18 protein-coding genes and 4 tRNA genes are annotated in these 20,702 nt (G+C 28.6%); 20 read left to right on the top strand and 2 right to left on the bottom strand.

The genetic code is table 11. The features are described from left to right. From CDIF1296T_RS19010 to CDIF1296T_RS18970, 9 genes are all read left to right on the top strand, one after another. Nucleotides 1-1,995 (top strand): DHH family phosphoesterase, encoded by a 1,995-nt coding sequence (locus tag CDIF1296T_RS19010; protein ID WP_009898840.1) that lies wholly within the window; start codon nt 1-3, stop codon nt 1,993-1,995. Next, nucleotides 1,996-2,445, top strand: coding sequence for a 50S ribosomal protein L9 (gene rplI / locus CDIF1296T_RS19005; RefSeq protein ID WP_003429267.1), 450 nt, complete (start codon nt 1,996-1,998; stop codon nt 2,443-2,445). It abuts the gene before it with no gap. Nucleotides 2,446-2,463: 18 nt separating this feature from the next. Continuing rightward, complete coding sequence (gene dnaB / locus CDIF1296T_RS19000; RefSeq protein WP_003420541.1) at nt 2,464-3,792, top strand: replicative DNA helicase; 1,329 nt, start codon at nt 2,464-2,466, stop codon at nt 3,790-3,792. A gap of 204 nt (nt 3,793-3,996) precedes the next feature. After that, nucleotides 3,997-4,305 carry a hypothetical protein gene (locus tag CDIF1296T_RS18995; protein WP_003429265.1) on the top strand — a complete coding sequence of 103 codons (309 nt, stop codon included), beginning with the start codon at nt 3,997-3,999 and terminating at the stop codon, nt 4,303-4,305. An 81-nt stretch (nt 4,306-4,386) separates the two neighbouring features. Continuing rightward, nucleotides 4,387-5,676, top strand: coding sequence for an adenylosuccinate synthase (locus CDIF1296T_RS18990; RefSeq protein WP_003434259.1), 1,290 nt, complete (start codon nt 4,387-4,389; stop codon nt 5,674-5,676). 325 nt (nt 5,677-6,001) lie between these two features. Further along, nucleotides 6,002-6,077, top strand: a tRNA-Lys gene (locus CDIF1296T_RS18985). A 6-nt stretch (nt 6,078-6,083) separates the two neighbouring features. Continuing rightward, nucleotides 6,084-6,158: transfer RNA gene (locus CDIF1296T_RS18980), tRNA-Glu, on the top strand. A 4-nt stretch (nt 6,159-6,162) separates the two neighbouring features. Further along, nucleotides 6,163-6,238 (top strand) — tRNA-Val (locus CDIF1296T_RS18975). A 33-nt stretch (nt 6,239-6,271) separates the two neighbouring features. Continuing rightward, nucleotides 6,272-6,346 (top strand) — tRNA-Thr (locus CDIF1296T_RS18970). 382 nt (nt 6,347-6,728) lie between these two features. Here CDIF1296T_RS18970 and CDIF1296T_RS18965 read toward each other — a convergent pair. Further along, complete coding sequence (locus CDIF1296T_RS18965) at nt 6,729-7,721, bottom strand: ATP-binding protein (RefSeq protein ID WP_003435695.1); 993 nt, start codon at nt 7,719-7,721, stop codon at nt 6,729-6,731. A gap of 8 nt (nt 7,722-7,729) precedes the next feature. Beyond that, entirely contained in the window at nt 7,730-8,788 is a 1,059-nt protein-coding gene (locus CDIF1296T_RS18960) for a DnaD domain protein (protein WP_003429260.1), read from the bottom strand. Nucleotides 8,789-8,912: 124 nt separating this feature from the next. Here CDIF1296T_RS18960 and CDIF1296T_RS18955 point away from each other — a divergent pair, with 124 nt between their 5' ends. The 11 genes from CDIF1296T_RS18955 (at nt 8,913) to CDIF1296T_RS18905 (ending at nt 20,694) form a co-directional block, all read left to right on the top strand. Next, entirely contained in the window at nt 8,913-10,376 is a 1,464-nt protein-coding gene (locus CDIF1296T_RS18955) for a M1 family metallopeptidase (protein ID WP_009892302.1), read from the top strand. Between the two features lie 101 nt (nt 10,377-10,477). Continuing rightward, the gene (locus CDIF1296T_RS18950; protein ID WP_003435698.1) at nt 10,478-11,275 is read left to right on the top strand and encodes an MBL fold metallo-hydrolase; all 798 of its coding nucleotides are present in this window, start codon (nt 10,478-10,480) and stop codon (nt 11,273-11,275) included. 12 nt (nt 11,276-11,287) lie between these two features. Then, a complete protein-coding gene (locus tag CDIF1296T_RS18945) occupies nt 11,288-13,390 on the top strand; it encodes an EAL domain-containing protein (protein ID WP_003435700.1) in 2,103 nt (700 codons plus the stop codon). Nucleotides 13,391-13,457: 67 nt separating this feature from the next. Further along, a complete protein-coding gene (rlmH, locus tag CDIF1296T_RS18940; RefSeq protein ID WP_003435703.1) occupies nt 13,458-13,937 on the top strand; it encodes a 23S rRNA (pseudouridine(1915)-N(3))-methyltransferase RlmH in 480 nt (159 codons plus the stop codon). A 148-nt stretch (nt 13,938-14,085) separates the two neighbouring features. After that, nucleotides 14,086-14,397, top strand: a complete 312-nt coding sequence (locus tag CDIF1296T_RS18935) for a PTS sugar transporter subunit IIB (RefSeq protein WP_003429250.1) — start codon at nt 14,086-14,088, stop codon at nt 14,395-14,397. A gap of 47 nt (nt 14,398-14,444) precedes the next feature. Continuing rightward, complete coding sequence (locus CDIF1296T_RS18930) at nt 14,445-14,711, top strand: PTS sugar transporter subunit IIA (RefSeq protein ID WP_009898836.1); 267 nt, start codon at nt 14,445-14,447, stop codon at nt 14,709-14,711. Between the two features lie 263 nt (nt 14,712-14,974). Beyond that, nucleotides 14,975-15,676: a GntR family transcriptional regulator gene (locus CDIF1296T_RS19955; protein WP_009898833.1), complete on the top strand. Its 702-nt coding sequence runs from the start codon at nt 14,975-14,977 to the stop codon at nt 15,674-15,676. 223 nt (nt 15,677-15,899) lie between these two features. After that, nucleotides 15,900-17,201 carry a PTS sugar transporter subunit IIC gene (locus tag CDIF1296T_RS18920; RefSeq protein WP_003435718.1) on the top strand — a complete coding sequence of 434 codons (1,302 nt, stop codon included), beginning with the start codon at nt 15,900-15,902 and terminating at the stop codon, nt 17,199-17,201. Nucleotides 17,202-17,337: 136 nt separating this feature from the next. Continuing rightward, a complete protein-coding gene (locus CDIF1296T_RS18915) occupies nt 17,338-18,432 on the top strand; it encodes a DUF871 domain-containing protein (protein WP_009898831.1) in 1,095 nt (364 codons plus the stop codon). Between the two features lies 1 nt (nt 18,433). After that, nucleotides 18,434-19,567 (top strand): amidohydrolase/deacetylase family metallohydrolase, encoded by a 1,134-nt coding sequence (locus tag CDIF1296T_RS18910; RefSeq protein ID WP_009898829.1) that lies wholly within the window; start codon nt 18,434-18,436, stop codon nt 19,565-19,567. Nucleotides 19,568-19,584: 17 nt separating this feature from the next. After that, the gene (locus CDIF1296T_RS18905) at nt 19,585-20,694 is read left to right on the top strand and encodes a DgaE family pyridoxal phosphate-dependent ammonia lyase (RefSeq protein ID WP_009898827.1); all 1,110 of its coding nucleotides are present in this window, start codon (nt 19,585-19,587) and stop codon (nt 20,692-20,694) included. Nucleotides 20,695-20,702 lie beyond the last annotated feature (8 nt).

The following is a 20,702-nucleotide window of genomic DNA, read 5'->3' as shown; positions in this document are numbered from 1 at the left end:
ATGAGTAATAAACAAGCCTTTAAATTAAATATGCCAGAAATAAATTTATATATAATTGTTATTGGTATTTCTAGTATAATTTTGCTTTATTACAACTTGTATGTAGGGTGTTTATTTTTCTGTATTTTTGTATATATGGTTTTTCACAATTGGAGAACTACTAATATTAGACGTCATGAATGGACAGAGTATATTCAAAATTTATCTTTAGATATAGATGAAACAACTAAAAAAGCCATAATAAATCTTCCAATACCATTATGTATTTTAGAATTTGATGGAAATATATCCTGGTATAATGGAAAGTTTTATGATATGATTGGTCAAAAAGATTTACTTGATAAAAATATAGAGGATATAGTTAAAAATCTTAATTTAAGAAAAGTATTAAATGAAAATAAAGAGATGTACACAGAAATAAACTATAAAGAAAAAGAATATACAATAATTTATAATGTTATAAAAAATGATCAAGAAAAAAATCCTAAATATTTGATGATATTATACTGGATAGACAAGACTGAATATTTAAAAGTAAAACAAAATTATGATGATGAAAAAAATGCAATGATGCTAATACAAGTAGATGGATATGATGAAGTATTAAAAAGTGCAGCAGAAGATAAGAGAGCTTTAATTAATGTTGAAGTAGAGAAAATACTTTCTGCTTTAGAATTAAATTCAAATGGTGCATTGAGAAGAACTTCAAAAGACAAATTCTTCTTGGTAATGCATAAAAAAGAGTTAAAAAAATTGGAAGCTGAGAAGTTTTCTATTTTAGATACAATAAGACATATTGATTATGGAAATAATCTTCCTGTTACTATAAGTATAGGAATTGGTATAGATGGAGATACATTAAATGAGAACCTAAAACTTGCTACGGGTGCTCTCGATTTAGCACTTGGTAGAGGTGGTGACCAGGCTGTTGTAAAAACAAAAGATAAATTTGTGTTTTATGGAGGAAAATCTAAAGCTGTAGAAAAGAAAACCAAAGTAAAATCCAGATTAATAGGTCATGCTTTAAGAGAGGTTATACAACAAAGTGACCAGGTTTATATAATGGGACATAAATATCCTGATATGGATGCTATGGGAGCAGCAGTTGGTGTTTATGATATATGTAAATCCTGTAACAAAACTGCAAACATAGTTTTACAATCTGTAAATGAATCTATAGAAATATTTATAAATAAAATAAATGAAAATAATTACTATAAAAAGTTGTTTATTGGAAAAGAGGAAGCTATTGACAACTGCACTAAAAATACATTAGTTGTAGTAGTTGATACTCATAGACCAAATTATACTGAATGTGAAGAACTGTTAAAGCTATCAGAGAAGGTAGTAGTTATAGACCATCATAGAAGAGGTGTAGAGTTTATAAATGATGCAGTGCTTTTATTCCATGAGATATATGTATCCTCAACGTGTGAAATGGTTACAGAGTTAGTTCAGTATATGGATGAAGATGTAACAATAAATAAACTTACAGCTGAAGGGCTTTTAGCAGGTATAAGTCTAGATACTAAAAACTTTGCATTCAAAACAGGTGTTAGAACTTTTGAAGCTGCTTCTTACCTTAGAAAAGTTGGAGCAGATACTATAGAGGTAAAGAAATTCTTCAATTCTGATGTAAAAGATTTCATAATAAAAGCTGAAATAATTCAAAGTACTAAAATAATTAATAATAGAATATGTTTAGCATATTCAAGTACTGAGATAGATAGTATAAATGTTATAATAGCTCAAACTGCTGATGAGTTATTAAATATCAAAGAAGTAGAAGCTTCCTTTGTATTAGGTGAAAAAGATGATACTATATTTATAAGTGCGAGGTCTTTAGGACAAATAAATGTACATGTACTTATGGAAAAATTAGGAGGCGGGGGACACATAGATATAGCTGGAGCACAGTTAAAAAATGTTTCTCTAAAAGAAGCTTATAAGATGGTAAATAAAATAATAGAGGAGTATTTGGAGGAGGAAGAATAGATGAAAGTTATATTATTAAAAGACGTAAAGGGAACTGGTAAAAAGGGAGAAATGAAAGAAGTAAGTGATGGATATGCAAGAAATTTCTTATTTCCTAAAAAGATGGCTGTGCAAGCAGATAGTGTAGCAATAAAAGAATTAAATGAAAAGAATAAATCTAAAGAAATAAAAGCACAAAAAGAGTATGAAGAAGCAGTTTTATTAGGTAAGCAAATGGAAGAAATTAATATAGAAATATATTCAAAAGCAGGAGAAGGTGGAAGATTATTTGGTTCAATAACTTCTAAAGAAATTGCTGAGCAATTAAAGAAACAAAAAGACATAGATGTAGATAAAAGAAAAATATTATTAGATGAACCAATAAGATCTTTAGGTTCAACTTTCGTAGAAATAAAAATACATCAAAAAGTAACTACTAAAATAAGAGTGGATGTAAAAGAAAAACAGTAATAACTAGAGGTGATTAAGATGGAAGATATGACGAGAATTCCTCCTCATAGTGTAGAATCAGAACAATCAATATTGGGTTCTATACTTCTAGATAAAGATGCTATAATAACGGTTACAGAAACTATAAAGCCTGATGATTTCTATAAAGAGGCTCACAAAATAATATATGAATGTATGATAACTTTAAGTAATAAAGGTGAGCCTATAGACTTGATAACATTAACAGAAGAACTAAGAAAACAAGGGCATCTTAATGATATTGGAGGAATCAGTTATATTACAAGTCTTTCTACTATAGTACCGACGACTTCAAATGTAAAATACTATGCTGATATAGTAAAAGAAAAGTCTGTACTTAGAAAGCTTATAAAAGCTTCTAATGAAATAATAAATCTAGGATATAGTGGAGCAACTAAGATTGAAGATGTTTTAGAACAAGCTGAAAAGAGTATATTTGATATATCACAGGAGAAAACTAGTGATGATTTTAAATCTATAAACTTAGTTTTGATGGATGCCTATGATATGATAGAAAAATTATACACTAACAAGAGTGATGTCACTGGTATAACTACTGGTTTTAAAGATTTAAACAAAAAAATAAATGGTCTTCAAAGGACTGATTTAATATTAATTGCAGCTAGACCAGCAATGGGTAAAACTGCCTTTTCTTTAAACTTGGTTCAAAATGCAGCCTTAAAAGGTGATGCCTCTGTAGCTGTATTTAGTTTAGAGATGTCTAAGGAACAATTAGTACAACGTATGTTATCTTCACAATCTAGTGTAGAATTAAAAAAAATAAAGACTGGAACACTTAATGATAATGATTGGCCTAGAATTATAGATGCTATGGCAGTATTATCAGATGCCAAAATACACATAGATGATACTCCTGGTATAAAAATATCAGAACTAAGGTCAAAGTGTAGAAAGTTAAAAATAGAAAAAGGACTAGATTTAGTGCTTATTGATTATCTTCAACTTATGGAAGGTGAAGGTAATAATGAAAGCAGACAACAAGAGATATCTAAGATATCAAGGTCACTAAAAATATTAGCAAAAGAATTAAACTGTCCTGTAGTAGCACTATCTCAGTTATCACGTGCACCAGAACAAAGAGCAGACCATAGACCTATGTTATCTGATTTAAGAGAGTCTGGAGCAATAGAACAGGATGCAGATATAGTTATGTTCTTATACAGGGACGAATATTATCATGCTGATTCTGAGAGTAAAAATATAGGAGAAGTAATAATAGCAAAAAATAGACACGGTGAAACTGGTTCTGTGGAACTTGTTTGGCTTGGTGAAGTTCAAAGATTTGGGGATAAGTTGAGAGACCTATAATCTAACGAATATCCACAGAACGTCCTTTCTTTCTACAGGAAAAATGTGGATACATGTCACTAAATATGTCCAAACATTGAAATTTAGCTAAAAAACTATCCACACTATCCACAGATGGCCTGTTGATAAGTGTGAATAAGTAGATAAAGCAAGCTTTTGGCTTGCTTTATCTGTGTATAAATATTAATTATTAGGAGGAATAATATGGAAAAAATAAGCTTAAAATATATATATCCCAATATAATTAAAGTACTTGATGAAATAAACTTATTTAGAGTAATTGACAATAATTTAAGAGAATCTATTGTTGTTTATGCTAATAATGTGGATAATCAGTATCATATAAACATGACTAATACAAACTTTGGAAACATAATTAACATATGTAAATTAGAAAAACTTTTAGATGTGGATAAATTTATGGAAAAAGTTATAAAATATGAAAAAGAAATAATAGAGAAAGAAGAGTTTTCAAAAATAGAAGAATATATGTTAAATATTGGAGAATACTAAAAAAGTTGAAAAAAATACGAATGTTTGATAGAATAAGTAAGTAAAGTGTTCGAGAGTATATAAAATATAGAGGTGAATTACATGAAAACAGTTGCAATTGTTGGTTCTCAATGGGGAGATGAAGGTAAAGGTAAAGTTATAGATTATCTTGCTACTCAAGCAGATGTAGTAGTAAGAGGGCAAGGTGGAAATAATGCAGGACATACATTAGTTGTAGAAGGTAAAAAATACGCATTACATCTAATTCCATCTGGAGTTTTAAATCCAAATACAGTGAATATAATCGGAAATGGAATAGTGTTTGACCCTAAAGGATTTTTAGAAGAATTGGAAATGTTTAAAACGGATAATATAAGTACAGAAAATATAAAAATAAGTGATAGAGCACATGTCATATTCCCATATCATAAAGAACTAGATGCATTGTCAGAAGAAGCCAGAGGCGATTTAAAGATAGGTACAACAAAAAAAGGTATTGGACCTTGTTATATGGATAAAACAGAGAGATCTGGTATTAGAATATGTGACTTAATGGATAAAGATAAATTTGCTATAAAATTAAAAGCTCAAATAGATGCTAAAAATGAAATAGTTAAAAATATATATGGAAAAGAAGAACTATTTGATTTTGAAACTATATATAACGAATATCTAGGATATGCAGAACAAATAAGAAAATATGTGGCAGATACGTCTGTTATTGTATATGATGCAGTAAGAGCAGGTAAAAAAGTATTGTTTGAAGGAGCACAAGGGACTTTATTAGATTTAGATTTAGGAACTTATCCATTTGTTACATCTTCTCATCCAACATCTGGTGGATTTGCAATTGGTGCAGGTATAGGACCAAATATGATAAAAGACGTTGTTGGTATAGTAAAAGCATATACTACAAGAGTTGGAGAAGGACCGTTTGTTACAGAGCAAATAAATGAAACTGGAGATAAGATAAGAGAACAAGGACATGAATTTGGGGTAACTACTGGTAGACCAAGAAGATGTGGGTGGTTTGATGCAGTTATAGTTAAGTATGCAGCTAGAGTTAATGGATTGACTAGTATTTCATTTATGTTACTTGATGTATTAACTGGATTTGATAAGATAAAAGTTTGTACGTCTTATAAAATGGGCGATAAGATAATAACGGATTTCCCAGCTTCATTAGATGATTTAGCAAAATGTGAACCTGTATATGAAGAATTAGATGGATGGAATGAAGATATAACTCAAATAGATAACTTTGATGACCTTCCAGAGAATGCAAAGAAATATGTAGCAAAAATAGAAGAGCTAGTTGGAGTAAGTGTAGATATGGTTTCTGTTGGTCCAAATAGAGCTCAAACTATAATAAGAAGAAATATATTTGCTTAATATTTTATCAATTAAATAATTTAAAATAGTTGAAGAAGAGTATCTCAAGATAATGTTTATAGTTATTAGAGATGCTCTTTTATATTTGACCTACATTGATTTTTTATTAAGTTAAAGCTACTTATACATATTCTAACTGAAATTAAAGTTGAATTTATGTAGATACATATAGGTTTTTTAAAAAGAATTTTGTTGAAAATAAATGGCTAAAGATGATTTTAATTATATTCTAAAAAAAGTAAAAAAAACTATTGACTAAAAATTATATAGACGCTATAATATAACTTGTGAGTGAAAGAAACGACGAAAAAAGTCGAAAAAATGTGGTCTATTAGCTCAGTCGGTAGAGCACCTGACTTTTAATCAGGGTGTCCCGCGTTCGAGTCGCGGATAGATCACCAAAATATGGCTCGTTGGTCAAGAGGTTAAGACACCGCCCTTTCACGGCGGTAACAGGGGTTCAATTCCCCTACGAGTCACCAGTATGGGACTATAGCTCAGCTGGGAGAGCACCTGCCTTACAAGCAGGGGGTCACAGGTTCGAGCCCTGTTAGTCCCACCAAATTTTGAATTAGAGATAAATACTAGATTATATGCTGGTGTGGCTCAACGGTAGAGCAGCTGACTTGTAATCAGCAGGTTGTAGGTTCGATTCCTATCACCAGCTCCACAAAGTACATAAATTCAAATTAATATAATTTTCTATGTTACAGGATACTTTTAAGTATCTTTTTTTAATTTCATTTTTATTGTATTAAAAATGAAATTAAACATACAACAAAATTTTGAATTACTTGCAATGTGATAGTTTTAAATATAAAATTTAGAATCATTCTAGCATAGTATTATGTAATATAGCAAATTTAATTTATAGTATCAATAAATATAGACTACTAAGAATGTAAATGATTTGTTAGATTAAGATACATTAGATATGTAAATAGAAAAATAAAAAGTATGTTTTAATTTATGTGATATAAGTTTTAAACAGAGAAGCAAGTTTGCTCTTACCTCTCTATTTAAAAATAAAAAAATGTTTTTTAAGGGCTATTTTATTTAAATCTTTCCCATCTCAAATCATCTCCAGTAAATTCTAAAATCCTAAACTTATCTAATATTCTAGAGAGAGTTCTTTGAGTGTAAGTATTTCCTATTTGAGATGGTGTTAAGTTGGTTGAAATAATGATTTTTTTACCAGCAACAAGTCTTGTATTTACAATATTGAAGATTTCTCCACTAGTAAAAGAATTATTAAGTTCAGTTCCAAGGTCATCTATTATTAATAAATCACAATCAAACAAGTTTTTATAATTATCTTCACTTATTTGATTATTTGTGTCTCTTCTAAATTTATAATCTTCAAGAATATCTAAAATTCTAAAAGAAGTTTGATAGATTACAACATTGCCTTTATCTAACAATTCCTTTGCAATACAATTGCACATATAGGTCTTTCCTAGTCCAGTAGAACCATAAAACAGTAGATTTTCACTATTATCCTTCTTAAAATCATGAACAAAATTTTCGCAGATACTTAAATTATTTAGCATATTTTCTCTAGGAGATATTTCACCATCAGAGCCTTTCTTAGGAGAAAATATATTCAAGTTAAAATTCGAAAAATTTTCCTGACTTAAAATCCTATCTAAATTAGACATTTTATAAGCTTCATTTACAATTTCTTGTTTGAGGCAAGAACATTTTTCTCCATTAGGTAAAAATCCTTTATCTTTACAAGAAATACATTGAAACTTTATTTCCAAGTAATCAAGAGGTATGTTACTTTCAGCTAAAAGTCTTTCTTTCTTTACTTTTAAAGACTCTATATTCTCTTTAGTCTTCTTTACAATTTCATCTTTAGATTTGGGATTTAAAAGTACTATCTTAGCTAAACTGAGACCTATTTTAGAAATTTCATCATCTATAGATTTTATCTCCGGGATTCTATTATATACCTCATTTTTTCTATGTTCTAATAAGAGTTCATTATCATCTCTTCTCTTAGCATATTTAGCAAGTATTTTTCTTATTTTATCCTCATTCATTTAATCACCTACTTAAACTTTTCTTTTTGACTTTTTTTAATAATCTCATCGAGCTCATCAGAGGTATACTGAGTGAATGTTTCGTTGAAATTATGAAACTTAGTTTTTTTGTAAGTATTGTTGTTTTGAGTAGTATTAATCTGCTTCTTATTAATATTCTCCTTAACTATACGTTCTTCCTCTTTTTGCTTTAAATCATTTAAATTTTTTATATTTTTTTCATTCCAATTTTTAATTATACCATTTATATAAGATATACTTGGGTTTGAAATATTCTTAGACTTAGAACATGCATTTATTATCAAATCTATATCCATATTAAATTTATCAAACCAGGTGTCCATAAGTTCTTTTTCTGATTTTGATGGTTGTCTTGAAAATCCCAATTCATTGAAAATCGTTTTATATAAAATATATCGTTCACTTCTTACCAAAAAGCTTTCTTCAACATCTTTTGGTGTATATAAATTTGAATCATACCAATTTCTAATAATGCCTTCAATGTATTTAACGGGCTTTGATGTACCAGTTTTATCTTTGACGTATTCATATGCGCAAAGTATCATATCGGGGCTCATATTGTATTTATTCATTATATCCATAATACTCATCTTTTCACTTGGGTCGAGATATCGCCCAACTATTTTATTTATAGAATTAAACATTTTTCTAATACTTGGATTTTCAGAAGTAGATACAACTTTATCTGTATTAGATTTTATAGATGAATTATTGCTTAATATATTCTCAATATAGAAATTTTTTAAATCTAAAAATTCTATTGAATAATTAAAATTATCATATTCTCCATTGTCATGTATTTTTATAATCTTCTTTTCTTCCCAGAATTTCCAAGCAGATAACACATCAGACAATGGTATATTTAGGTTTTTGGCTATTGAATTATTGTCGAACTTAGGATTAGAAGTAATATCACATGCTTGTCTATATCCTAAAAGATAAACTTTTACGTATAACCCGTCCGCCATTGGCATAAATATATCTATAAAGATATTGGGAATAGTGATTTCACCTAAATCTATTTCATTGCTTTCTTTAAAAAACATTTTATCACCTCAGATTAAATTATATCATTTTTTATATTATATTTGTCTGTAAACAAATAAAAGGTCACAAGATTAGCATGTAAATATTTTCTAAAAGTATTCATTTTGAAAAGGAGGAGATATTTTGGTTATAAAATTCAACCAAAAAGTAAGAAGAACATTATCAGTAGCGATTCTATTTATGGTATTAATAATAGGTTGCTTTATAGAAAAGGATGACAGTTTAGAAACATACAAAGAAAAAACTAATTCAAAAATAAATCAGTATAATATGGATGTTATATTTGATGATGAGACTAAGAGGTTAATGTGCAATCAGAATGTTGACTACATAAATAATACAAAATCAAACATAGATAAAATATATTTCCATATATATCCGAATGCTTTTTCCAAGAAAGATTTTGCTCCTTTTGAAAAAAGTGAAATGACAAGGGCTTATCCTAATGGATTTAACGAAGGATATATAGATATAAAGAATATATTAAATAATAATAGTAAAATGGAGTATAAAATTAAAGGAGACAAAAATGACATATTAGAAATAGAATTAGGGAAAGAGTTAAAACCAAATGAAAGAATGTCATTAGATATAAAATATAACGTAAAAATACCAAATTCAATTGGAAGATTTGGATATGGAGAAAATACTATAAATGTTACTAATTGGTTTCCTATAGCTTGTGTAAATGATGAAAGGGGATGGAATTTAAAGAGTTATGAAACTATTGGCGACCCATTTTATAGTGAGACTAGCGATTTTCATGTGAAACTATTGATTCCAAATAAATATAAAATTGCTCATACAGGAAAACTTATTGATGATAAACATGATAATAAGAAAATGCTATATGAAATAGAAGCTGAAAACGTTAGAGATTTTGCATTTATACTAAGTAGCAAATTTGATGTAAACAAAGTAGATTCAAAGGGAGTAGCTATCAATACATATAATTTAAATAAAAAGCTTTCTAAAAAAGCAACTGAAGTGGCAAAAGATTCAATAAATATATTTAGTGAATTATTTGGAAAGTATCCTTACAAAGAATTTTCTGTTGTAGCAAGTGACTTTTTTATAGGGGGGATGGAATACCCTATGCTTGTTATGATAGACCAAAGTTTATATAATGAAAAAAATGAATTTTTACTAGAATATGTTATTGCCCATGAGACAGCCCATCAATGGTGGTATTCTGCTGTTGGAAATGATGAAATAAGTGAACCCTGGTTAGATGAAGCACTTACTGAATATTCTACAATAGTTTATTTTGAACAAAAGTATGGTAAAGATATGGCAAACAAGCTTATAAAAACTATGGAGATACAGACAAAAAGTTATTTGAGCGAAAATATATTTAAGCCAGCAAATGAGTATAAAAATTCTACTGAATACAGCTTGAATGTTTATACAAAAGGCGCAATAGCATTTAATGAAATAAGAAAAGAAGTTGGAGATAAAGTATTCTTTGAGACTTTAAATGAGTACTATAATAAATATAAGCATAAAAATGCTAATGGAAGAGCTTTTGTGGAACTATGGAATAGTAAAGGTGTAGATATAAATAAGATTATAAGTGAATGTAAGTAAACAGTGAATGTAAGTAAATTTTGTGCAGAGTATTAAATTTTATTTAATACTCTGTTTTTTTGGTATAATATAATTTATAAGGCAGAAAAAGAGGTGAAGGAATGCTAAAGTATTGTTCAGTAGGGAGTGGTAGTAGTGGTAATTGCCACTATATAGGGTATAAAAATACTAATATACTAGTAGATGCAGGATTAAGTGGCAAGAGAATAACTACAGGTCTTAAAGACATTGGTGTAGATGCAGATAAATTAAAAGGAATATTTATAACACATGAGCATGTTGACCATATAAAAGGAGCAGGTATATTATCAAGAAAGTTTGATATACCAGTATTTGCTAATATAAAAACATGGTGTTCTATGAAGGACAAATTAGGTGACATCAAAGATAAAAATATGAAAGTATTTGAAAATGATAAAACCTACTCATTAGGTGATATCATAGTAAGACCTTTTTCAATAGAACATGATGCGTCTGACCCAGTTGGATATAATTTTTATACAGAGAGTGATGAAAAAATGTCTATAGCTACTGATATAGGATGTATAACTCAAAATATAAAAAAACATCTATATAAATCTAAATTAGTAGTATTGGAATCAAATTATGACCCTAATATGCTTATGATGGGTTCATATACATATGCTTTAAAGAAAAGAGTAATGTCAAGTACTGGTCATTTATCCAATGAAGATGCAGCTAATTTCTGCGTTGAACTTATTAATGAAGGTACAGAATCTATATTATTAGCACATTTAAGTAAAGAAAATAATTTTCCTGAGTTAGCGTATGAGACTTCAAAAGGAGTATTAGCATCAAATGATATAGTAGTTGGACAAGATGTAAAACTAGATGTACTATCACGAAATGATGTTTCTAATGTTTATGAGATGAAGTAGAGGTGAATAACTTTGCTAAAGAGAAATTTTGAAAATGTTGAGGATAATAAAATTTTATACTCTATAAAGCAGGGTATGATTTTAGCGATACCTGCTATTATGACTGGTTCAACTGCTCTTGTAATTTTGAATCTTCCAATAAAGGCTTATCAAGAATATTTATCAGGCTTGTTTAATGGAGAGGTTACAAATATTCTTAACTTTATAAATGATTCTACTTTAGGAATTATTTCATTAATAATATTATTAACAATAAGCTATAGTTATGGAAAAATATATGGGAGCAAGTATACAGTACTTGTTCCTATAGTTGCAATGTGCTCTTTTTTAGTATTTTCACATGGTAATGAGCTTAATTCTTATATAGAAATATTTAAAACAAAGTGGTTATTTACATCTATAATTGTTTCTATGACATCTTCTGTATTGTTTGTAAAACTTACAGAATCTTTTGTTACAAGTGTAAAGTTTCATACAGAAGGGGCTGATGCAGACTTTAATATGGTAGTTTCGGCTATAGTTCCTTTCATAATAGTAGTATTTTTGTTTTCTATTTTTAGAGTGATAATGATAAGTCTAATTGGCAGTTCAAACTTTCAAGATATATTTTATAATTTATTTTCAAATGTTTTTAATAAAATGGGAACAAACCTTATGAGTGCTCTGTTGTTTATTTTTTTAATGCACTTTATGTGGTTTTTTGGGATTCATGGTAGTAATGTATTAGATACCGTCGCAAAAAATTTATTTGAAAATAGTATGGCAATTAACATAAATTTAGTTAATAATAATCAATTACCAACAGAAATTTTTACTAAGACCTTTTTTGATACAATGGTTTTATTGGGAGGATGTGGCTCTTTACTATGTTTAGTAATTGCAATTTTTCTTAGTGAAAAACGTATAAATGTAAGAAAGTTAGCTAAAATTGCTTCAATACCAGCTCTTTTTAATATCAATGAGATGCTAGTTTTCGGGATACCAATTGTTTTTAACTATATTATGTTTGTACCTTTTGTAATTACTCCTATAATCTTAACCATTACAAGTTATGTGGCTATGTCTACAGGTATTGTACCATGTACAGTTTCAGCTGTAGAATGGACCTCACCTATATTTTTAAGTGGATATATGTCTACAGGTTCAATAAGAGGTAGTTTGTTGCAAGTATTTAATTTATGTGTTGGTGTTATGATTTATATTCCGTTTATAAAAATGTCGCAAAATAGATATACATATATGTTTAAAAATAATATAGAAAATTTAACAAACTTATTAAAAAGGTATGAATTAACAGGTGAACAGCCTAATCTTCTAAACCATAATGGTAAAATAGGTTCAATTTCAAAAATGTTGGCATCAGACTTGAAGTTTGCTATGAAAAGAGGAGAAATAGAGCTTTTTTATCAACCACAAGTCAATTATAATGGAAATGTTGTGGGAGCAGAGGGATTACTTAGATGGAAACATTCAATAGGAGGGTTCATTTATCCACCACTAGTTATAATTTTGGCTAAAGAAGAAGGGTTCTTAGATGAGCTTGGAGAGTATATTATTAATAAAGCATGTATTGATTTAAAGAAGAGTGAAAAGCTATTGAGAAATCCTGTTAAGTTCTCTGTAAATATATCTCCAGACCAACTTGATGACCCTAAGTTACCAGAGCAAATAAAAAATATCATTAGTAGTAATGATATAAATCCTAATATGTTAGGTATAGAAATAACAGAGCAAATTGCATTATCAGGTTCACAAATAATTATTGAACGTATCAATGCGATACATAACTTGGGAATAAAGTTAATTATGGATGATTTTGGGATGGGGCATAGCTCTCTTATATATCTTCAAAATAATAACTTTGATATAGTTAAATTGGATGGTTCATTAGTTAAAGAGATACTTACAAATAAAAGAAGTAGTGAAATTATAATGACTATTGTAAATCTTTCAAAAAATTTAGATTTTGATATAGTTGTTGAGTATGTTGAAAATATAGACCAAAGGGATAAGTTATATGGTTTAGGATGTGAAATATATCAAGGATATTATTATAGCAAAGCAATACCTTTTGAAGAGTTTGTAGAATATGCAAATCAAGAAAGAGAGATATAATTTTATAAGAGCTTGTAAATTCTAGTAATGCATAGATTTGTAATAAAATTAAGTTTAGGAGAAATATATGAATATAAGTATAGTAGTAGTAGGTAAAATTAAAGAAAAATATTTAAAATTAGGTATTGATGAGTTCAAGAAAAGGCTTTCTAAGTATTGTAAGTTAGAAATTATAGAGTTGGATGATGAAAAAGCTCCAGAGAATTTGAGTGTTAAGGAAATGGAAATTATAAAAGACAAAGAAGGAAAGAAAATTTTAGGGAAGATAAAGCATAATAGTTATGTTATAGCCTTGGCTATTGATGGGAAGGGTTTATCCTCTGAAGAACTTGCTAAGACTATGAGTGATTTAGCAGTTAGAGGTAATAGTAGTCTCTGTTTTATAATAGGAGGTTCTCTAGGGCTTTCTGATGAGGTTTTAGGAAGGGCTGATTATAGGTTATCTTTTTCTAGGATGACTTTTCCTCATCAGATGATGAGATTGATATTGTTAGAACAGATTTATAGGGCTTATAGGATAAATAATGGAGAACCGTATCATAAATAAATGATACGGTTTTTGTTAGTTTGCAACTTAATAATATTAAAATAACAAAAAAGTATTGAAAGTATATTGCATTTAAGGTAGAATTAAATAAAATATTATAACATTATAATGTTTATATGGTTGTTAATAAAAATTTGGAGGAAAATATATGATAAAAATAATGTTGGCCTGTTCAGCAGGAATGTCTACAAGTTTATTAGTTACTAAAATGGAAAGTGCAGCTAAAGAAAATGGTATAGAGTCGCAAATTTGGGCAATACCAGAATCAACTATACAAAATGAAATAGAAAAATGTGATGTATTATTACTAGGACCACAAGTTAGATATGTATTACCTAAGGCTCAAGAAATTGCTAAGCCATATAATATACCAGTAGAAGTTATAAATATGATGCACTATGGAACAGTTAATGGAGAAGCTGTTTTAAATAGAGCGATAGAACTTAACAACACTAAGTAATATAAATTATAATGTATTTTTAATATATAAATTGGGAGAATCAAAGGATGGATGAAAAGATTATAGAAATATCTTTTAATATAATAGGTTATGCAGGTGAAGGTAAAGGATTAGCTTTTGAAGCAATAAAAGAGGCTAAGAATGGAAATATAGAAAAAGCAAAAGAATTATTAAAAGAGTCTAGGGAAGTTATAAATAAAGCACATAGATATCAAACAGAATTAATACAAAACGAAGCTAGTGGAAACAGGACTGAAATAAGTGTCATACTTATACATGCACAGGACCACCTAATGAATGGCATGAATTTTTAACAGTTAGCTGAGGAAATCGTTGATTTACATTTGAAATTACAAGATAAATAAAAATTAAAGAGAATAAATTAAGAGAGTTCTTAAAAGATACATTATGTGTAGCACACTAATTGTTAGATTATTGATTCAATATTTAGTGAGTAATACATTAGGATTATTTTGAGGACTCTTTTTATATTTAGTTTAAAGTTAATAAATATTTATTATTAATAATATAAGATTATATGTTATAATATTATAACATATAATTTAAGAGGTGAATCATGTTAAGAAATCAACCATTATATATACAAGTTGTAGATATATTAAAGCAAAAAATATTAAATAACGAATATAAAATTGATGAAAATATTCCAACAGAAAGGGAGTTAGAGCAAGAGTTTGGAGTCAGTAAAATTACTATTAGAAAAGCTATTGAGATATTAGAATCAGAAGGATATGTAGAGAAAAAAAGTGGAAAAGGGACAAAAGTAATAAGTAATAGCCTTTTTAATAAGCTATCAAAAGCAGAGTCTTTTTCAAGTATACTTTTATCTAAAGGTCATAAGTTATTTAAGGAGACTATTTCAATTGAAAAAATAATAAATGATACAAATTCACAAGTATTTAGTATATTTGGAGAAAAATGTAGCAAGATTACTAGAATGTATTATTTAGATAGTAAGCCATATATATTTTTTACTCATTATATTCCTTTTGATGAAAATCTAACTGTTGAAAGTTTTAATAATGAAAATTCTTTATATATGTACTTATATAGGAGAAATATAAATATAACTAGATTTGAAGATGAATTTTTTATAGAAGAATCAGAACTAGAGGTATCAAAGGCTTTAAATCTAGCTAAAGACATATTATTAGGAAGAAAAAGAAAGACCTATGATGAGAATGATAATATAGTTGAGCTATCATTTGCAAGATATAATACAGAAGTACAAAACTATGTAATTAAATACGAAATATAATAAGAATCCTGAGTTTATTGAAATGATAATATGCTCAGGATTTTTGTTTAGTTGTAAAAATAAAAAATATTATAACATTATAATGTTTACAACCAAACATTATAATGTTATAATATTTTTAATAAACAAGTGATATTATCAATTACATAAAAATTAGTTTATGTTATGAAATCGTTATTGCATTATAAATAAAGGATAATATCAATAATACAGGGGGATAACTATGGAAAAATTCGCAAGTTTTTTAGAGCGCAAGATTATGCCTGTAGCAGCGAAGATAAGTAATCAGAGACATATGAGAGCTGTAAGAGCAGGTATAATAGCAACATTACCACTAACAATAGTGGGGTCATTTTTCACAATATTATTAAACATACCTATTGATGCTTATATGGATTTTATAGCTCCATTTAAAGCAATATTAGATATACCATTTAGATATACTGTAGGATTTTTATCTCTATATGCTACTTTTGGGATAGCATCATCACTTGCTAAAAGCTACGATTTAGATACAACAGGTGTTGGTATGCTTGCAGTTATGGCATTTTTAGTTTCTACAATAGTTCCAACTCAAGTAGTTGAACCAGTAGGTGGAGTTATAGAAGCTGGTAGATGGATGGATATGGCAAAACTTAATTCGCCATCATTATTTGGAGCTATCGTAACATCATTAATTACAGTTGAAATATATCGTTTTATGAAGGAAAAGAATATTACAATTAAGATGCCAGCAGGAGTTCCAGTAGAGGTTTCAAATTCATTTACTGCATTATTACCGACAGCAGTAATTTTAATGTTATTCTGGGTAATAAGACATATTTTAGGATTTGATATAAGTGTTGCACTAAGCGCTATGTTATCACCTTTAAAAGGATTCTTATCAGGAAATAGTTTAGGTGGTGGGTTACTGACAGTATTCCTAATAACTTTATTCTGGGTACTTGGAATACATGGTCCAGCTATAATGGGGCCAGTAATAAGACCTATATGGGACATGTCTATAGCAGAAAATATAACTGCATTCACAGAAGGAGTATCAGCTCATGCAATGCCAAACATATTTACAGAACAATTTTTACAGTGGTATGTATGGATAGGGGGAGCAGGGGCTACTCTTGCATTAGTTGTAATGTTTATGTTTTCTAAGTCACAATATCTAAAAAGTTTAGGTAGATTAGGATTTTTACCAGGGTTATTCAACATAAATGAACCTATAATATTTGGAGCACCAATAGTTATGAATCCAATACTAGGGATACCATTTATAATTGGACCTATAATAATGACAATTCTATCATATGTTCTTACTATTACAGGGGTTATACCTATGATGGTAGCAAGATTACCATTTGCAATGCCAGCACCAATAGCAGCAGTAATGAGTACTAACTGGAGTATACTAGCAGGTATCTTAGTATTAATCAACTTTGTGATATCATTTGCTGTTTATTATCCATTCTTCAAAGTTTTTGAAAAACAACAATTACAAAGAGAACAAGAAGAAATGAGTGAAAATTTATAAAAATACATAGATATAGAGGTTTTGTACTATATAAAATATAGAAAAAACTTATAAGTTATTAAGGGTAAAGGTAGGAGGAATGACCTTTGCCTTTAATTTTATATATTTTAAATAATGTAATTTGAGGAGGAGAAAGATGGAAAGAAGATTAGGAATATCAGTATATCCAGAGCATAGTAACATGGAAGATGATAAGGCATATATAAAAATGGCTTCAAAATACGGATTTAAAAGAATATTTATGTGCATGCTTTCAATTACAAGACCTAAGGAAGAAGTTAAAAAACATTTTAAAGAAATTATAACCTATGCAAGAGAATTAGGATTTGAAGTAATCCTTGATATAGCTCCAAACATATTTGATATATTACAAATATCTTATGATGATTTAACATTCTTTAGTGAGTTAAATGCTAGTGGAATAAGGCTTGACTATGGATATGATGGAAGTAAAGAAGCTATGATTTCTTTCAATCCATATGATTTAAAAGTGGAACTAAATATGAGTAATGATGTAGCATACTTGGATAATATAATTACTTACAAGCCAAATGTAAATAATATATATGGTTGTCACAATTTTTATCCTCAAAGGGGTACAGGCTTGCCATATGATTTTTTTGTAAGATGTTCAAATAGATTTAAAAAGTATGGAATAAGAACTGCTGCTTTTGTTAATTCAAAATATGCAACAATCGGACCTTGGAATATAAATGATGGATTGTGTACGCTTGAAATGCATAGAAACTTAGATATTGCTACAGCAACTAAGCACTTATTCGCAACAGGATTGATTGATGATGTAATTGTAGGGAATGCATATGCAAGTGAAGATGAATTAAAAAGAATGTCTGAAGTAAATAAATATCAAGTTGTATTTAATGTAGTAACTGAGGAAAAAACTTCTGAAGTAGAAAAGACAATAATGGCAAATGAGCAACACTTTAGAAGAGGGGATATAACCAACCAAGTAGCAAGGTCTACAGAAGTAAGAAAAAAATATGCTAAAGAAAATTTCCTTAAGCATGATAATACGACCATCTTTAAAAGAGGAGATGTAGTGATTGGTAATGATGACTTTGGAAAGTATAAAGGGGAATTACAGTTGATACTTCAAGATTGTGCAGATGAAAGAAAAAATAAGGTAGGTAGAATAAAGGAAGACGAAATAATGCTTTTAGACTTTATTGAACCTTGGAGTAAATTTAAACTTATTTTAGAGGGAGAGTAAAGTGAAGATAGACATATTAATAAAAGGTGGAAAAACAGTAGATAAAAGTATAATTGATATAGCTATATTAGACGATAAAATAATAGAAGTAAAAAATCAGATAGATGATTCTAAGTATCAGGCAAATCAAATTATAAACCTAGATGGAGAAAAATTTATTAGTGCTGGTTGGATAGATATACATACGCACTGCTACGAAAGACTAGACCTTTATAAGGATTATCCAGATGAGGTTGGAATAAAAAGCGGTGTTACTACTGTAGTAGATGCAGGAACAACAGGAGCTTTAGATATAGGTAAATTTTATGAAGATACTAAAAAATATAAAACAAATGTATATGCTTTAATAAATATTGCTAAGCAGGGAATAACATCTCAAGATGAACTTTCAAGTATGATGAATATTGATGAATATGAACTTAAAAGAGCAGTTAAAAAATACAAAGATTTTGTTGTTGGAATCAAAGCTAGAATGAGTAAAAGTGTTGTAATTTCAAATGATGTTGAACCTTTAAAAGTAGCTAAAAGAATAAAAAATGAACTTAATCTACCTATGATGGTTCACTTTGGGAGTTCTCCTCCAACGATAGAGGATATATTTGACTATATGGAAAAAGGAGATATATTAACCCATATATATAATGGAAAGCCAAATGGAATACTTAGAGGCAATGAGGTTAAAAAAGAAATCATAGAAGCTAGAGAAAGAGGTATAATCCTTGATGTAGGTCATGGAACCGAAAGTTTTAGTATGGATATTGCAATGAAATCTAAGGATGCAGGAATTTTTCCAGACACTATAAGTACAGATATATATATTAAAAATAGAATAAATGGTCCAGTGTATAATCTATCTACAACAATGGAAAAGTTTATATATATGGGCTATTCACTTGAAGATATAATAGATAAAGTTACTAAAAATGCAGCAGATGCAATAAGTTTAAAAAATAAAGGTTTAATAAAAGAAGGATATGATGCTGATTTAACTATATTTGATGTGGTTAATGAAGAAAAAGAACTTCAAGATTCTTTGAATAAGTCAGTAATCACAAGTACGTCTATAAAGCCAAGAGCAGTAGTAGTCAATGGAGAATATTTAAATATAGGTAAGTCTATAGGAGAGAATGAGTAGAAGGGAGAAACTATTGTATGAGTAGTATATTTGAAAAATACTCTGTAAGACGTGTTATAAATGCTTCAGGCAAAATGACTATACTAGGAGTATCAACAGTAGATAAGGAAGTTATTGAAGCAATAGGTGAAGGGTGTAAAAATTTCTTTATAATAGAAGAACTTATAAATAAAACAGGTGAATATATAGCAAATTTATTAGGGTGTGAAAGTGCACTAATAGTTTCTAGTGCATCTGCTGGGATTGCACAGAGTGTGGGAGCAATGATAGCAAAAGATGATATGAGTCTAGTTTACAATGTAAATAATCCTAAGAAACAAGTTAAAAGGGAAATAATAATTCCAAAGGGACATAATGTTGATTATGGAGTTCCAGTAGAAGTAATGATAAGACTTGGAGGAGGAGAAGTTGTTGAGGCCGGTTATGCTAATATGTGTAACAAGGAACATATAATAAGAGAGATAAATGAAAATACAGCAGCAATTATGTATATTAAATCTCATCATTGTGTTCAAAAGAGTATGCTAAGTGTATTAGATGCAGTACAAGTTGCTAAAGAATATAATTTACCTTTGATAGTAGATGCAGCAGCAGAAGAAGATTTAAATGTATATTATGAATTGGGAGCAGACCTAGTGATATACAGTGGTGCTAAGGCTATAGAGGGTCCTAGCTCAGGGTTAGTAATAGGTAAGAAAAAATACATAGATAATGTAAAGCTTCAATCAAAGGGTATAGGAAGAGCTATGAAAATAGGAAAAGAAAATATTGTAGGTCTAACATGTGCAATTGAGAGATATATAAGTAATGATAAAGTAACTTTAAAAGAAATGGAGGACAAGCTAAATCCATTTATAGACAAGATAAATACTATAAAGGGAGTGAGTGCTAGTATAACTAGGGATTCAGCAGGTAGAGAAATACTTCGTGGAGAAATTGACTTTAATGAAGATATAATAAATAAGTCAACACAACAAATTATAAATGAACTTAGAAGTGGAGAGATAGCTATATACACTAGAGACTATAAGGCTAATGAAGGCAAGATTGAGATTGATATAAGAAGTGTAACTGGAAGTGATTTAGATACTATTTATAATAGGATAAAAAATATAGTAGAAAGTTAGAGTGTAGA

It is taken from the genome of Clostridioides difficile ATCC 9689 = DSM 1296, assembly GCF_001077535.1.
Lineage (GTDB): Bacteria > Bacillota > Clostridia > Peptostreptococcales > Peptostreptococcaceae > Clostridioides > Clostridioides difficile.
Note: the sequence above shows the minus strand (reverse complement) of the source record. Positions and strands in the feature narration are given on the sequence as shown.